A 14,582-nucleotide genomic window follows, 5' to 3' on the forward strand; every position below is an offset into this window, starting at 1 on the left:
TCTATGGGCAGATATACGGCAAAACCTGTAGACGAGGCAGCTGAAATACAACGGTTACTCACTAACGCTAACAGCATAATGTATCCCGCTACTGACCTTGAAGCCAAGCCCTGGTTGCTCCAAGGCGCTATGGGTGACAGCTTTTGGGTCGTTAAGGATAATGGTCGAAATAAGAAACTGACTGTTTACTTTACCCACGCTCTTCCCGATGGAACAGACCTTTGCGACCCATGCAATCGACAGATGCTTTACACCGTGCAGCAAACGGCCGCAATGATGCGCAACAATCCGATGGGCTACGGTGTAAAAGCCCAACGCTGGGGTGAATATGTAGCTACCTCATTACAAGTTTGTTCTTGGCTAGTTCTTTACGAAGGCAAATATGAACCTAGAAAGTACGGATTCATGCGCCTCGACGATAACGCCTTGACTAACCTTATGAGCGATCTATCGCTCGGCAGCTGGACTGAAGCGCTACAATATATCCCACGGATAATTCAAGGAATTCATACTCTAACGCACTCGCAAACGGACTTAACTTTACTACTGAATACCCCACTTGATCTTCCACTAGATTTTGTGAAAGACGCAGTCCAATATTTTTCAGACAAAAAATGGTATACAACAGCTCGCCAGCGAAGTGACACGAAAGTAAATGGCGCGCTTTCTCGAAATAAGCTTGGCGAGTTAATTGGATGTGAATCCCACCAGTTACACCACGACCCTAAAATACGTGTATTTCTTCGGCAGTTTGAACCGGCGTTGTCACATCCGAAATTACTGATCAACGCCAGCCCTCAAGCAAACTATCACAACCAAAATACCACAACTTTAGCCGAAGCTAAAAATCACCGCCCTACTAAAAAATCTTTGAAGGATCAAATTAATCAGCTTTCAGCAATCTTCACATCTCACAATTTTCTGCCGCAACTTATTCCACCAATAAAAATTAATGCCCAAGAAGCCATCTTAACACTCAAGGCCAATACCAACCCATCAAAGCATCATAACACCTTAGGATTGGGTATCGGACTACACCTACTGCAACAAGCATGCAAATGGGTTGTGCTATATGGGGATAGTATAGTCAACGCGTGCATTTTTTATGCAAAGGAAATAAAGCAATATGACAGCCTAGACCGCAGCTCACGCTCTAGGGCACTAGACAAACTCTACAAATCGACATGCGACACGTGGTTTTCAACTGAAATCGAAGGCATGGAGCCAAGACCTTTAACAACAGAGCTGAATATTAAATATCGGCAACTTAGAGCCACCAGAAGTATAGCCCCTGACGCAATGTCATTCCACCAAGTGGTCGAAGGCTATATAGGCGCATGTGCCACGCTAATCGGAATGCTGAAACCCATACGCGAAAGTGAACTGGCCCACCTAGCAAGGGATTCGCTGCTCTTATCAACTTTCGTTGATGGGCTATGGCTTGAGCATTTAGCGGGCAAAAAAGGAACACACGGCATCAACCCGCTGATCCAGAGGCCTATCCCATCTATAGTCGGACAGGCAATTGGTCAATTGCAGCATCTTGGTGAAAACTTAAAGGTTATAAATCAGGATTCCAGCGCTCATGCCGATGAACTATTCTACTTTCCTTCTACGAAATATTTCCCGTTTTCGGAGGGTAAATATCTCAAGCAACGTGTGGCACGCGCCATGGATACATTCTGCGATATTGTCGAGACCCCGGTGGATGACGTAGGTCGCAGGTGGTACGTAAGAGTTCACGAATTACGGCGTTTTTTCATTCACACGATCTACCGTCACGAGACTAGCCATGTACTGGATGCTATCGGCTGGTATGTGGGTCACGGGGATGCAGAGCATACAAAGGCCTACTACGAAGACACTATTCGCGGAGAAGAGTTACAGGGTTATGAGGCGGAATCTGTTGCGTCCCGCTTGATAGAATTTGGAGCTAACCGTCTGGATGAAGGAATAAATCCAGGCACAGCGACTCTATATAAAAAGGTCTGTGAAATCCATAACGTCAAGAGCCTTTCCGGCGTCTCGGCGGATGACTATCACGATACGGTCAAGAGAATGTTAGCAGCAGGAGAATTCAGTATTCAGCACTACATGGTTGGCTTACAAGCCAAGGACGTTCAGGACATGGACATCGAAATTGCAATTATAGTTGGAAACAAAGCTGATGAAAAAGCTAACTAGCTCTCAGGTTGTTGAGCGCTTTGAATGGTTATATCAGGTAAAAAACAGAGAAATTACTGCGACCCAAGAGCAAATAAAACTGCTGGAGAACACGAAAGCATTCTGTACTTTAGAAATTCCAGGAAAATTCAAACCAATTTCCTACAACAGCTTAAAAAAATATTGCTCGACGATTAGTCTTCCAATCCACTTACTTGGACAAGGCGCTGCCTGGGATCATATATTACGGCTTCGGGAAGATGCTTATAGATCAACTGTAGACTATCAAACAGATTGTGAGACAGTCAACACAGATCAACTCTTGGAGGAAATGTCGAGACATATGCATCGCTATGAAACGGCCTACTTCTCCTTGTTTCGTGAAATCAGAGCCATCGCAGAGTCGGATCCGAACTTACCAGATCTGTCTAGAAAAAGACTAGTACAAGCGCTTAGTCAATCAAAGGCGCTACAGATGACGACATTTGCCAACCCTGTTCGATATGAGGAATCTACGAGTCTCAAGATAATCGACGGAGGTAAATCCTAATGCAACTTTTTCGTGAAACCGAAGGCGTGAAAATTCCATCAACAGTTGGTTATCGCGATCCCGCCTTCGTGAACTACCGTACGCATAGTCGTCTCTACCATCTCACGTGGCCAAATGGTGCTCCATGCGCATTGGCAAATGAGTGGCTGCGACAACAAAGCAGGAAGAAAGGAAACCACGACAGAACTAAAACCTGTCGTACTTACGCCTCACACTTATCATTCCTACTAAGGCACTGTTACAAATATCGCATAGAGCTTTTAAATTTGCACGATGAGGACATCAGCAAGCTGGTTACTTATCTCGAAAAAGAGACATCTTTTAAGAACGGGATAAGTGGCAACCGCAGAAACAACAATCAGACTATTGCTATACTACAAACCATATTTCGTTTTTTACGCTGGATTCAAGCAAATGTCATACTAAATGTCGATCCAACGTTTATTGGGGACGAGTCATCCGGTGCACAGATACACGTCACCATAGGTCGAAACCCCAAGACTGGGCGCACTACGTATACGCACGCCAGCATGCCATCAGCGGTCGCGCCAAAAGGGGACAAGATTCCAATTCCAGATGAGTATATTAGCCAACTCAGAGATACAATCTTTGTGAAGTGCTATGGATCTTTGCCAGAGCCTCCTCCCGACAAGCAAATCGACACAGCGAGTCCAAAGCAGTTAAAAAAGGTATATATGTATGAACGTCGAATGTTTTCTATCCACATGTTTAAAATTAGCGGACTTCGACCAATAGAGCTTTGCAATATCCCAATAGATAAGAACACCAACCCTATTAACGAACTTGCCATATACCTTCCAACTGGTAAAACTAGAGACAATGAACTCCCACTAAGAAAATTCCCGATCTCAATCGCTGAAGCTAATAGATTCGAAAAGTATCTGAAAGCACGAAATGATTTTTTAGCCATTTTTGGTGAGAAACAGTTACACCCTAGTGCAACTCAGTCAATACTACTCACCGAAGATGGAGACCCGCTTGATGAGGATTCACTCACACGGGATTTTTCCCGGCTAGTTGTTGCAACCGGATTAGGCAATGTCAAATTATGCCTATCGATGTTCAGGCATAGATTTATCACCATTGAAATTCTTCTAGAGATGCAACACACGACAAAAAACCCCAACGTCGCTGCTATCTGGAACGAAGGTATTCGCCATAGTATCTGTGCCATTGTTGCAGCAAAAACCGGGCATGGAAGCCCAGAATCACTTTATACATATTTTAAAAATGCATACAAATTCAGCACAAAATTCGACACCTATGGGGAGGCGATACAACATCTCAAACAATTGGATGAGAAGCTGGAAGATCTCACCTCTATGCGTTATGAAGTTCGCAAAGCTATGTTGTCGAACCAAGTGGACCATGAGTTCGCAGATCATATGTTGAAACGGTTTGAGGAGATGCAAGCAGATGTTGAAGCACTCAAGACAATCGCGCTTCAACATAAATCTTAGGCTCGCGACTCCTTTCGTAGACTTTGTGCCAAGCGCACAAGTGTTACAACAATGACGCCGGCAATCACTCCAATGCCCGCTTCGGGGAGATATCCTTGCAGGTGAGGTTTCAGGGTTGCAGGAATCAACCAGCTTGGTACCTCTGACATGGCTTGTGCGATGAACGATCCGCCTACGAAGAACATCGCTATTGTTCCTATCCATGACAGCAATTTCATCAGCTTGGGCGCGACAGCAATAAGCCCTCCCCCTACGCTCCGTACCGCTTGCGCGAAGGCGCCATGGGTGGTGACTTTCTTCATGCGCAACCCCAGGTCATCGATCCGCACAATGCCGGCGACCAGGCCGTAAACGCCAAACGTGACCAACAGGGCGATCAGGCTCAGCGTAGCGACTTGCTGAAGGAAAGGCGCTTCAGATACAACATTCAGCGTGATGACTACGATTTCAGCGCTCAATACAAAATCCGTAGTGATAGCGCCTTTGATCTTCTTGGCTTCATACCTCTTCGCCTCTTCATCGCTGAGCACCTTCACCTTGCGCGCACCATCCCCTTTGCCTTTGGGAGTGAGCTTCTCAATCAAAGATTCGATGCCCTCATAGCAGAGGTATATGCCGCCGATGACCAGAAGCCCGTGCACGATCACTGGAGAGATGTAGTTCAGTCCAAGCGCCAGGGGAACCAGGATAGCCTTGTTAACAAGCGAACCCTTGAGAACGGCCCACACGACCGGCAGTTCGCGATCAGCCTTGAGTTCAACCACCTTCTCCGCATTCACCGCCAGGTCATCGGTAAGGACGCTCGCCGTCTTCTTTGCCGCCACCTTGCTCATCACGGAGATGTCGTCCAGCAGCGTTGCTATGTCGTCAAATAATGCAAAAAAACTGCTCGCCATCAGTCAACTCCTTGGGCACCACTCCCTAGACATCGGTGGCGGCCGGACGTTCTGATCGGCAGGTTGATAGACGATTTGCTAGCGAATGCAGGGGGCTAGTCAATTCGCCCAGACGCATACCATCGCAGCAAGTCCGATCACGCGATTATTCACTGCACCGTGGGGATATCGCCACTGACTGCAAAAAACTCCGCTTCAATTTTCATCAGGCTTCGATCTACCAACATCTGAAAATGACTAGAAACTAGTCGCTCACATCTTCAAAAAAATTCTAGCCACAGATTGAAATAAATTAAAAACTAATAAATTATGCACTCCTTAAATATTTTTTGAGCAAGATGACATGGGAAAAATGGAAATTTACAGCATGGCCGATAGCGGCGCATGGAATAGCGCGTACATGTCACACCATCAGAATGCATGGCACTACTATAGCGACTACGCCACCCTGACCAAGAGACTTACCAAAGCCGAAAAACGGTACCAAAAAAAGGGGGACACCTGTGAGAGCCTCGTCTTTCACCTAACCTCTGATTTGCACCAAGCTTCATATCGTGCAGCTACGTCGACTCACCTCTACGCATGTCTAGCAATAGAAGGCTTTCTCAATTTTTATGGCGTGAGGAGGTTGGGTGAACCATATTACAAAGCAGAAATTGAAAGATTACCTATTGCTAAGAAACTTGAAAAAATATTCCTCACAGTGTTCGGAGAACTTCCAAGCGACCTATTGGCGAAAGGCGTACTTGAAACATTCCAGCTAAGGAATGATTTAGTACATCCAAAAACTCAAGAAATCACATCTTCTAACATCGAAACCTTCATAGACCCTCACCCCCGCGATCATTACGTGAAAAAATCCATGAAAACTCTTAAAGACTTTGCTTTAGAGGTATGCGCAAATGATCCGGATCTTAGCTTGGACTTCTATTTCCCAAGGCAAGATTAATCCAGAGATCAATGGTAATGAATATCAAGCAGCTTGAGATGGATATTGATGAACACTTTCAGCTATTTGAGCGTGTTCCGCTCAGAGCTGCTTGGCAGAGGCGAGATGCAAAGGTTTGTTTGATTTGGACGGGAACGGTCTTGATAGCTCTTCTATGGGCCTTGGTAACTGTTCCTAATGTAATGCTTACTGATTTCATCCCTGCTCTACTCCCGATATTGATAATCACGATGATATGCGCGATTCACATGGGGGAAGTATCATCACAGGTGCGCGCAACGCGCCTCGGAGCAGGCCCTACCACCTCGCTTACCGAACGCTTGCACTTAAAGCAACAGTGGCTGTGCGCTCGCTATGAATGCACGCCAGAAAAGCTCTTAGACAAAGCACGGGAGATTAGGCTCCTGTGGGAGGAGCGCGAGGAAATCCGGAACTTGGCTAGCGACGACACGATGGGGCCGCGCTTCGCTGCATTCCTAAGACTTCCCGACCCCGCGAGATTCATAGGGTTGTTGACTGCTATTGCCGCAATTTTTGCCACGGTAGTGACACTCGGAAGCAATATCGACTCATTTTTCGAAGCGCTGCAAGACTGGAAAACGATTGTGGCCAACATTCTAATTTCGACCGTCTTGCTCGCCGAACTCATACTTCTATGGATTATGGTTACTGGTATGGTAGGTCAAATTGGACCTTCTATTTTGGAGCAAGCTGGACTATTACCTCTGAGTAGACGTCGAGTGTATCGCTATCTATTCACGATGCACATTGCGAGCGAGCCGATCACTCCGTTCGGGAAGAAGTTGCCACTATTTTTGAAAGCAGTATCATTATTATTCGTTCCTATTCCCACCCTATGGACGAAAGCCCGAGCCCGTGTGCTGAGTCAGATCTGATTTAAACCAGTGGGTAATGAGATGCTAAGCCCCGTGTCGACACGACTCAGGCCTTCAAAACATCGCCCTGTAAGTCTTCAGCTTCAGGGCTCCTGGCCCACGCTAAAGCCACAAACTCTCCTCGGATCTATTCATGATGGATAAGCGCGCCCCCCAAGATGTTTCGCTTTCAAGCAAAGTCACCGTCGCCGATTACCGAGCTTTCAAACGGGCAAAGGACAAGGAAAGCATTGCTGATTTTGTGTACCAACGATTTCAGGAGCGCTATCTCAAGCCCTTCGAGTCTAAGGAGCATAAGCACGGCTTCGCGATGATGGCATGTGCGTGCCTGATGATCGAAACGCTAGAGGCCTTCTGGACTGGCTCCGCAAAGTCGGGTCTCAGCGGAGTTGCTTTCAGCCGCTTCTTCGACCGTGTTGATCATTTTTCATCCCTGCGAGAACACGGCAGACTTTTCTACAAGCATGTTCGTTGCGGAGTCATTCACCAAGGCGAAACAACCGGTGGGTGGAGAATTCGAAGAGATACTTCTCAACTGTTTGATGCCGAAAACCTGGTTGTTGATGCCACACGATTCCTCGCTGCGCTCGAAATATCACTCCGCGAGTATTGTGATTTGCTCAAGGAGTCGCCTTGGGAAAGCGAGGTTTGGAGCCGTCTCCAGATGAAAATGAGGTTTATCTGTGCGGGCGCTTTGGTACCGCCTGAATTTCTAGACATGCCAGTGTTGGCACCGTGAGGTCACCAATTATGTCGCCGGAAAACGCTGCTCCGACCGTACAGGGTGACTAGTATGACGGCTATTTCGCGCACACCGCTGCGCTCGCTGCGTTGCGTGCCTCCATTTCAGAACGAAGTTCAGCAATCAAATTTGCAATGGCTCGGCTGGGGGTCAATTGACTGGTCACCACCCCTGTGACTAACAGATCAACGCGGCCCGATGTCGGATCAAATACCTTGATCATCAATGAGCCATCCGGATTGACCGAGCAGGTGCAGGAGAGCGGTTGGAAGCCACATTCAATAATGTGGCGAAGCTCAAGTGTGGAAATCATGACTTGCGTCCCCAGGGTCAGCTGAATGGAAATCTCACCTATGGACTTTAGCAGGTGATCTCAATGGGTTGCTTGGAACCACATCACATTGGACTGCTTTCGATGGCCGCTAAGCGTGAAGCAGATTTAGGAAGGCTGCATCCGAAGCTCTAATGGAGGAATCGAGAATCGGGGCCACTCAAACCCTGCCATCCATCTCCCTGATGCCCTTCCCAACCAGCGGAGACTAAACTCGTACGAGCAAAGCCTGGAGGCTCAGATGACACGAAAAAAACCAGCGAGCAACCCAGAAGAGCCGAGAGTAGAACAAGCTATGGAATCACCGTCAGGGGTTCGTTCTTGCTCTCCAGGGAAGCGTAAGAAGCTTTCCCTTGAGATCCTGATATCGGAGACACCCGAGTGCAGCCGAGACGAAGCCTGGGAAAAAATGGCACCGGTTGGAAAAGAATTTTAGTTCAGTAGGAATGCAAGGCCAGTGTAGCGCTCGGCATACGATTCGCCCGATCCGTCGGACTCGCGAGCTGCTCTGTGGCCAGACGATATCCTTCAATCGATCGGCTCAGAACTCATCGGTAAAGAATCCCCATTTACCGACCAATTCATTTATTGCGAGTGAAATCCTCGACTCGGCCAACAGCTCCGCAGGCGTGTAACTCAACGCCACCGCCACCGCTATAGCAAACTCATTCAGATCTCTTGGCTCGAATGGCCAGACTTGAAGCTTCATTACCGAGCGATCATTCGGATCGTATTCATCGACAATCTCTAGCGCGCTCACTAGGAGTAAATAGTTGGTGAGGGATATGGCCATGGTCTTTTGAGGGTAATCCGCTAACCGCGTGCGCGAATCCAAAAACGTGTCCCCAGCTTCGGCTAGTGCGGGATGGCTGAAAGCACGGACGCTTAACGATATCAATCGAGGCGACGATACGAGGCTCCTAACGTGGCGTAAATCCACCAGCCCTTGACTGAATTCCCATTTCAATTCACCGCGCAAATGATTCTCTAGGTTCGGGTGGCTAGCCATCACCACACAAGTCGCGCGAACCAGTTGTGAAGTCAAACGCCAACCCCATATTCAAGCCGTTTGAGCATCAGGTAAATCGCCTGGCACCCCTCCTCCGTCGCCAGCAACTCGCACGGTCGCCGGCCAGCAAAAGCGGCGCGTTCTTGCTGTACCCAAAGCACTGCACCTTCTCCGAAAAACGACAAAATCGCGTCTACGGCTTCTACATAGCTTGCGATGTAATTGTCGTTATTCTTAACGTTTTTAGCCCTAGCTATTTTTCCCGCCGCTGAATGTTGGCTACAGCGAGCCTGAAGCCAACCATCAACACTTATAACCCCACCTGGCATCCCGCACATCTCACAAACACTACCTGATACCACCTCCGCGATCTCGAAAGCGGCACCGATGCTCTCGTCACCTCCGCGATGGTAGATCCTGAGCTGACCGAACTTTTCTTTCACCTGCGTGACCTCCACGTCGAGCGCGCTCAACGGGGCACGTCGCTGAACAAGCCACAAAGTTGCTTGGATCAGATCACCCCAACCGTCATTGCATTCAAAACCGAAGATTGCATCTCCGCAGATGCCTTTCGGAAAAAGCAGAGAGCGGTACTGAGCTGCAAGAATGCTTTCGATTAAATTATTCATTGCCCATTGCCCGCTTTGACCACAACGGGACGCGGGTCCGACCTAGCAATTTTGATGGATAAACCTGTCCGTCCATCAGCTCGTAGCAGACCCTCTCGTCCACTTCCTGAATCTCCCGAATTGGCTCCATCAGCCATTTGCCCTGTTGGTTCAGCCAAGGCGGGGATACGAGCTGAACCTCACGAATGAACTGTCCAGACGTGTCCCTTGAGGCCAAATCCAAGAGGAATTGTACTTTCGAAATCATGAACTGCTGCTGCGAAGACCCCTCCTCGCCCGCTGTTTCATATGTGACAAAAAACCACTCGTCATTGGACGTTTGCGATATGTACTTCCATCGGCGTGCGCCTTCCTCAAGCACGAAGAAAGGATTTTGCGCACGTGCTTGCTCGTGAGTTTCGAACATACTGATCTCCAGATAACCCATTGCTTTAGGCGACTCACTTTCACGGCCACACCCTGCTATCACTGCACATCGGCAGGTATGGGGACGGCGAGCAACCGGCGCAATAGCAAATTTTGGCCCAAGACTTGAACCGTCTCCCTATCGGGTTTTCAGAAAGACGCCTACGTGAGCGCTGGTGAGTCGCTGGTTTGAAATACCCGGCAAAGCTACCAAATTGGTAGCTTTTAGAAAAGCAGCAATCGCCCCAAGGCGCTACTGAGCTACGCTGCATGCCTGGATGATCGCCCAGCGTGATCTAGTGCACGATGGTTCGGCGATCAGCAGAGCACTGGATTACAGCCTAAAACGCTGGAAGGCGCTGTCGCGCTACCTTGATGACAGAGCCGTACCCATTGACAATAACTGGGCCGAGAACCAGATCCGGCCGTGGGCACTCGGGCGCAAAAACTGGCTCTTTGCAGGGTCACTACGCAGCGGCAAACGGGCGGCGGCGATCATGAGCCTGATCCAGTCGGCGCGACTCAACGGGCATGATCCGTATGCTTATTTAAAGGACGTCCTCAATCGCCTGCCGACGCAGCGGGCCAGTGAGATTATGGAGCTGCTACCTCATCGATGGGTGCCTGCTCAATAAGTCCGCTTTTTAACGGACTTTTCGAAAACTTTCCTAGGAGGGATCAATGGTAGATAAAACGCACGAGTACGAAGTCCAGGTAACTTGGGCCGGCCACAACGGAACAGGAACGTCATCTTATCGGGGTTACAGCCGGGCGCACGTAATCGCAGCTAAAGGCAAAATACCAATTGAGGGGTCGTCCGATCCCAGTTTTCGAGGAGACCCAACACGCTGGAACCCCGAGGAATTGCTCTTGGCATCCTTATCTGCGTGCCACAAGCTTTGGTACCTTGGCCTTTGTGCTGAGGCCGGGATCGTTGTGGTGGCCTACGAGGACAATGCTCAAGGAACAATGGTCGAGGAGAGCGACGGCGCTGGTCAGTTCACCTCAGTTGTTTTGAGGCCGAAAGTGATTCTGGCATCGGGGTCTGAGATCGCAAAAGCTCAGACGCTGCACAAAATGGCTCATGAGAAATGCTTCATTGCCCGTTCGGTAAACTTTCCAGTCAGCCACGCACCCGAAATATCGATAAGCTCAGACACCTAGTTAGCTAGAGATGGTGTCCGCATAGTCGGACACCCTCTCAAAGTCTAAGTAGCTGACTAGATGACATTGCCGAACGCTTACCGAAATCTGAAAATTATCGGCTGCTCAGCCGATCTAGATTTTGCGTAGAAACTTGATTTCAGTCCAACACTGGGCTCCAATCGCGCTGAAAAAATTTTTTACACAGCCTCGGCGAGAAGCAGACATTCGGTCGTATCTACAGATTCAGGGTCGACTCACTATCAAGGAGTGCAAAAAGAAGGCTGGGTACTAGCTTTAAATAGATCGACAGAAATCTGATTTGATGGTCAGGCTTCAAAATGAAAACGGTGTTTGGAATGAGATTTACTGGTTCTCGAAGGTGCTGCCAGCGCTTTACGGAAGATCACCGACAATGCCCATGGGAGCACCGTCGGCATCAGAATTTTCAGGTGTGTCCGCCGCTATCTAATTAGCGGTCAGATCATTACCTTCATGCTTTGAGAGGAATATTTCGCATAGTCACCAGAGCGGTGGCGCAAAGGGTTTCCTTGCCTTGTTTCACGGCAAACAAATCGGCAGCGGCAACCGTAGTGTTTTTCGATGCATTGATGACACGTCCCCTGGCTAGTAGCATTTCACCATCCGCCGGGGAAATTAGTTTGACAGTGAAATCTGTAGTCATATTTATCCAGCCAGGTGGCAGCAAGGTTCCGGCGGCGGAACCTCCGGCAAAGTCAGCCAACGCTCCGATGATACCACCTTGAAAGTAGCCGTTATGCTGGGTGAGTTCTTTGCGCGCTGGTTGTTCAATTTCACAATGACCTGGCTTCAGGTAGTTATAATGAAATCCCAGTAATTTTGCCGCTGGCATACTGAGTACCGCTCCTTGAACGTGCTTGTCAAAGTCGGGATTGCTTGCAGTGAAATCTTCCATGGTATTTATCCTTATAGTCTGCATTTGTGAACGAAACTAACCAAGCCATCGCTCAAGTTTTTTATCAATGTATTGAGTGCGTATTGCATTGCGCATGATTTTTCCACTACTGGTTTTCAGTAGTTTTCCAGGCATTAATAAAACAATGTCGTGGGGAGTAATCTCGTTGTTTAAAACCACTGCCTGTCGAATGATCGAGATAATTTCGTCCCGCTCGATTTTCTTTCTCCATTCTCTTCGCACTTCTTGAACGATAATCAGTTTGTCTTCCGCGTCTAAGAGTGAAAACACCGCGCACGCCGAATTCTCTAGGCTATGGTGAGCTTTCGAAACATTGTGCTCAATATCATGCGGGTAATAATTCTTACCGCGAATAATGACCATATCCTTTATTCTGCCCGTTACATATAACTCTCCTTGGTGAACAAATCCAAGGTCTCCGGTACGTAAATAAGGCGGTTGAATGTCCCCTGATAAATGATTTGCGAAGGTTCCTGCGGTGAGTAGCTCCTGGTTCCAGTAACCCCGTGCAATGTGAGGACCCGCTATCCAGATCTCTCCAATTTCGAACGGTGCGCGGACTTTTCGGGTTAGCGGATCAACAATTTCTATACGTGTTCCCCGCAACGCTTTACCCGAACCCACTAATGTTTGGCAGGATGCCGTATCCGTCGGCAGAATTCTTCCATCACGTAGCGCCTGCCTGTCAACGTTCAGTGTACTCGGGCCTGTTCCCTTGACTCCTCCTGACGCTTGTAACGTGCATTCGGCCAAGCCATAACAGGGATAAACAGCCTCTCTGCTGAAACCGAATCGCTGGAAAGCAGCCTGGAACTCACGCATTGTATCGTTACGAATTGGCTCGGCCCCATTGAATGCGACTTGCCAAGTGCCAAGATCCAGTTCGATATCCGGGTCTCGCTCAAGGGCTTTCACACAGGCACCAAAAGCAAAATTTGGTCCACCGCTGGTATGTGCTTGATAAATAGATATTGCTTGAAGCCAGCGCAATGGCCAGCGCATGAATGTTACTGGCGACATCAGAACGCTGGTTGCGCCGACAAACATCGGTTGAAAAATGTTACCGATGAGACCCTGGTCGTGATAATGCGGAACCCACCCTACGACTGTAGACGATTCGTCATGACTGAACGCATCGCGAATCATTGCCTGATTTGCAACAATATTTGCATGCGTCACCATGACGCCTTTAGGGGTGGATGTGGAACCCGACGTATACTGAATAAACGCCAAGTCCTCAGCATCGACTGCCAAGGAGTCGGGGAAAAACCTAGACTGTTGACGCGTCCCCAAGTCGTCCATCTCAAGCCATGACAACGACTCTCGATGATCTTGATCCTGAAGAGAACTGCTTAGTGCCTTGAGTGTAATAATCAGACGTGGGGAGCAGTCGTCGATTATGCCTTGTAGCGTGCGTTGTGAGCGTTTTTTATTGGGTGGGCAGAGGGGTACAGCGACCACTCCTGCGTACAGGCAGCCAAAAAAAGCGATGATGAAATCTAATCCCGCAGGGAATATTAATAACGCTCTATCACCACGCTGAGTTGTCTCTAATAGACGGCCGGCAAACTGCCTCGCCTCAATTCTCAACTGTGCAAAGGTCAGCTCTTTTTCCGTCAACAATTTTTCACTAAGAAAAATATAGGCAGGTTTTTCCGGGTAAAGCTCGCTATGGCTGTCTAGGCAGTCGGTCATCAAACGAAATTTTTGCATTCAACCCTCCTGTTGCTTTTTGCGCTCAGGGAATGATGAATTATGTCGATCAGCCCTTGCGGCCGTGAAGTGTGGAAAAAGTGGTTGCCGCTCAACTCATGGAAACTGAAGGCCCCGGTCGTTCTCTCCTGCCACGCCATTAGTTCGTCAGTTTCAACCACAGGATCATGGGTGGCATAGATGGCGCTGATAGGACATTTCAACGTGTGCATGGGATGGCATTGATAAGTTTCTACCAGAGCCAAATCACTCCGGATGATCGGTATAAGTGTATTGAACAGTCGGCTGTTGGTACCGATTGCGTCCGGAACACCGCCATAAGCCATCAATTCATTCAGAAACGCTTGGTCCGATAGGTCATGGATCGGCGCCAGACGTGCTGCCAACTGTGGTGCGCGTCTACCCGAGACAAATAAATGCATCACTTGAACAGTATTGCGAATTGAAAGCTTGCGGGCGACTTCATAAGCCAATACTGCACCCATGCTATGACCGTACAACGCGAGTGGCTGGCTCTCATGACTGAGCTGTTCAGCGACATGAGCAGATAAGCTGTCGACATCGGTAAACGTGTCTCGTTTGGCAGGCCCGTCGAAACATTCTAGTTTGATTCTTCGAATGGTTTCCGAGAGACGGGATCCCCACCCGTTATAAGTCGCGTTACTGCCACCTGCGTGAGGAAAACAGATCAGGGAGATGTTTTGTGTGTGCATTTCA

The 14,582-nt window shown here is 48.5% G+C and carries 15 protein-coding genes and 1 pseudogene; 8 read left to right on the forward strand and 8 right to left on the reverse strand.

Annotated features, from left to right (window positions below; genetic code table 11):
- Positions 1 to 3 precede the first annotated feature (3 nt).
- The 3 genes from QNH97_RS25790 to QNH97_RS25800 are packed head-to-tail and all read left to right on the forward strand — an operon-like array spanning position 4 to position 4,194.
- Entirely contained in the window at positions 4 to 2,184 is a 2,181-nt protein-coding gene (locus tag QNH97_RS25790; protein ID WP_283554459.1) for a hypothetical protein, read from the forward strand.
- Entirely contained in the window at positions 2,168 to 2,713 is a 546-nt protein-coding gene (locus QNH97_RS25795; RefSeq protein WP_283554460.1) for a hypothetical protein, read from the forward strand. The genes QNH97_RS25790 and QNH97_RS25795 overlap by 17 nt, the downstream gene beginning before the upstream one ends.
- Entirely contained in the window at positions 2,713 to 4,194 is a 1,482-nt protein-coding gene (locus tag QNH97_RS25800; protein WP_283554461.1) for a site-specific integrase, read from the forward strand. Before QNH97_RS25795 ends, QNH97_RS25800 begins: the two co-directional genes overlap by 1 nt.
- Here QNH97_RS25800 and QNH97_RS25805 read toward each other — a convergent pair.
- Positions 4,191 to 5,090, reverse strand: a complete 900-nt coding sequence (locus QNH97_RS25805; RefSeq protein WP_283554462.1) for a DUF808 domain-containing protein — start codon at positions 5,088 to 5,090, stop codon at positions 4,191 to 4,193. The genes QNH97_RS25800 and QNH97_RS25805 overlap by 4 nt on opposite strands.
- Positions 5,091 to 5,457: 367 nt before the next feature.
- Here QNH97_RS25805 and QNH97_RS25810 point away from each other — a divergent pair, with 367 nt between their 5' ends.
- The 3 genes from QNH97_RS25810 (at position 5,458) to QNH97_RS25820 (ending at position 7,674) form a co-directional block, all read left to right on the forward strand.
- Positions 5,458 to 6,039, forward strand: coding sequence for a hypothetical protein (locus QNH97_RS25810; protein WP_283554463.1), 582 nt, complete (start codon positions 5,458 to 5,460; stop codon positions 6,037 to 6,039).
- A gap of 17 nt (positions 6,040 to 6,056) precedes the next feature.
- Positions 6,057 to 6,935, forward strand: a complete 879-nt coding sequence (locus QNH97_RS25815) for a hypothetical protein (RefSeq protein ID WP_283554464.1) — start codon at positions 6,057 to 6,059, stop codon at positions 6,933 to 6,935.
- A gap of 133 nt (positions 6,936 to 7,068) precedes the next feature.
- Positions 7,069 to 7,674 carry a hypothetical protein gene (locus QNH97_RS25820; protein ID WP_283554465.1) on the forward strand — a complete coding sequence of 202 codons (606 nt, stop codon included), beginning with the start codon at positions 7,069 to 7,071 and terminating at the stop codon, positions 7,672 to 7,674.
- Positions 7,675 to 7,735: 61 nt separating this feature from the next.
- Here QNH97_RS25820 and QNH97_RS25825 read toward each other — a convergent pair whose 3' ends face one another.
- From QNH97_RS25825 to QNH97_RS25840, 4 genes are all read right to left on the reverse strand, one after another.
- A complete protein-coding gene (locus QNH97_RS25825) occupies positions 7,736 to 7,990 on the reverse strand; it encodes a DUF1652 domain-containing protein (protein ID WP_283554466.1) in 255 nt (84 codons plus the stop codon).
- 559 nt (positions 7,991 to 8,549) lie between these two features.
- Complete coding sequence (locus QNH97_RS25830; protein ID WP_283554467.1) at positions 8,550 to 9,053, reverse strand: hypothetical protein; 504 nt, start codon at positions 9,051 to 9,053, stop codon at positions 8,550 to 8,552.
- Complete coding sequence (locus QNH97_RS25835; protein ID WP_283554468.1) at positions 9,050 to 9,646, reverse strand: MbcA/ParS/Xre antitoxin family protein; 597 nt, start codon at positions 9,644 to 9,646, stop codon at positions 9,050 to 9,052. Before QNH97_RS25835 ends, QNH97_RS25830 begins: the two co-directional genes overlap by 4 nt.
- Positions 9,639 to 10,052, reverse strand: coding sequence for a hypothetical protein (locus tag QNH97_RS25840; RefSeq protein WP_283554469.1), 414 nt, complete (start codon positions 10,050 to 10,052; stop codon positions 9,639 to 9,641). The genes QNH97_RS25835 and QNH97_RS25840 overlap by 8 nt, the downstream gene beginning before the upstream one ends.
- 265 nt (positions 10,053 to 10,317) lie before the next feature.
- On the opposite strand from QNH97_RS25840, the pseudogene QNH97_RS25845 reads away from it, so the two are divergent.
- A pseudogene (locus QNH97_RS25845) lies at positions 10,318 to 10,686 on the forward strand (IS66 family transposase); the annotation flags it as partial.
- Positions 10,687 to 10,732: 46 nt separating this feature from the next.
- Complete coding sequence (locus tag QNH97_RS25850) at positions 10,733 to 11,215, forward strand: OsmC family protein (RefSeq protein ID WP_283554470.1); 483 nt, start codon at positions 10,733 to 10,735, stop codon at positions 11,213 to 11,215.
- Positions 11,216 to 11,687: 472 nt separating this feature from the next.
- Here the strand turns inward: QNH97_RS25850 and QNH97_RS25855 are convergent, their stop codons facing one another.
- The 3 genes from QNH97_RS25855 to QNH97_RS25865 are packed head-to-tail and all read right to left on the reverse strand — an operon-like array spanning position 11,688 to position 14,578.
- On the reverse strand, positions 11,688 to 12,131 hold the full coding sequence (locus QNH97_RS25855; protein ID WP_283554471.1) for a PaaI family thioesterase: 444 nt from the start codon (positions 12,129 to 12,131) through the stop codon (positions 11,688 to 11,690).
- A 36-nt stretch (positions 12,132 to 12,167) separates the two neighbouring features.
- Positions 12,168 to 13,865, reverse strand: a complete 1,698-nt coding sequence (locus QNH97_RS25860) for a fatty acyl-AMP ligase (RefSeq protein ID WP_283554472.1) — start codon at positions 13,863 to 13,865, stop codon at positions 12,168 to 12,170.
- Positions 13,847 to 14,578 (reverse strand): thioesterase II family protein, encoded by a 732-nt coding sequence (locus QNH97_RS25865; protein WP_283554473.1) that lies wholly within the window; start codon positions 14,576 to 14,578, stop codon positions 13,847 to 13,849. The genes QNH97_RS25860 and QNH97_RS25865 overlap by 19 nt, the downstream gene beginning before the upstream one ends.
- Positions 14,579 to 14,582: the final 4 nt, after the last annotated feature.

The sequence above is a fragment of the Pseudomonas sp. G2-4 genome, from assembly GCF_030064125.1.
In the GTDB taxonomy this organism is placed as follows: domain Bacteria; phylum Pseudomonadota; class Gammaproteobacteria; order Pseudomonadales; family Pseudomonadaceae; genus Aquipseudomonas.

What these genes read in the sequence shown, in the direction of transcription:
- QNH97_RS25860 (WP_283554472.1), bottom strand. Translation starts at nt 13,865, where the DNA reads ATGCAAAAATTTCGTTTGATGACCGACTGCCTAGACAGCCATAGCGAG.
- QNH97_RS25800 (WP_283554461.1), top strand. Translation starts at nt 2,713, where the DNA reads ATGCAACTTTTTCGTGAAACCGAAGGCGTGAAAATTCCATCAACAGTT.
- QNH97_RS25835 (WP_283554468.1), bottom strand. Translation starts at nt 9,646, where the DNA reads ATGAATAATTTAATCGAAAGCATTCTTGCAGCTCAGTACCGCTCTCTG.
- QNH97_RS25805 (WP_283554462.1), bottom strand. Translation starts at nt 5,090, where the DNA reads ATGGCGAGCAGTTTTTTTGCATTATTTGACGACATAGCAACGCTGCTG.
- QNH97_RS25820 (WP_283554465.1), top strand. Translation starts at nt 7,069, where the DNA reads ATGATGGATAAGCGCGCCCCCCAAGATGTTTCGCTTTCAAGCAAAGTC.
- QNH97_RS25795 (WP_283554460.1), top strand. Translation starts at nt 2,168, where the DNA reads ATGAAAAAGCTAACTAGCTCTCAGGTTGTTGAGCGCTTTGAATGGTTA.
- QNH97_RS25810 (WP_283554463.1), top strand. Translation starts at nt 5,458, where the DNA reads ATGGCCGATAGCGGCGCATGGAATAGCGCGTACATGTCACACCATCAG.
- QNH97_RS25825 (WP_283554466.1), bottom strand. Translation starts at nt 7,990, where the DNA reads ATGATTTCCACACTTGAGCTTCGCCACATTATTGAATGTGGCTTCCAA.
- QNH97_RS25855 (WP_283554471.1), bottom strand. Translation starts at nt 12,131, where the DNA reads ATGGAAGATTTCACTGCAAGCAATCCCGACTTTGACAAGCACGTTCAA.
- QNH97_RS25815 (WP_283554464.1), top strand. Translation starts at nt 6,057, where the DNA reads ATGAATATCAAGCAGCTTGAGATGGATATTGATGAACACTTTCAGCTA.
- QNH97_RS25850 (WP_283554470.1), top strand. Translation starts at nt 10,733, where the DNA reads ATGGTAGATAAAACGCACGAGTACGAAGTCCAGGTAACTTGGGCCGGC.
- QNH97_RS25865 (WP_283554473.1), bottom strand. Translation starts at nt 14,578, where the DNA reads ATGCACACACAAAACATCTCCCTGATCTGTTTTCCTCACGCAGGTGGC.
- QNH97_RS25840 (WP_283554469.1), bottom strand. Translation starts at nt 10,052, where the DNA reads ATGTTCGAAACTCACGAGCAAGCACGTGCGCAAAATCCTTTCTTCGTG.
- QNH97_RS25790 (WP_283554459.1), top strand. Translation starts at nt 4, where the DNA reads ATGGGCAGATATACGGCAAAACCTGTAGACGAGGCAGCTGAAATACAA.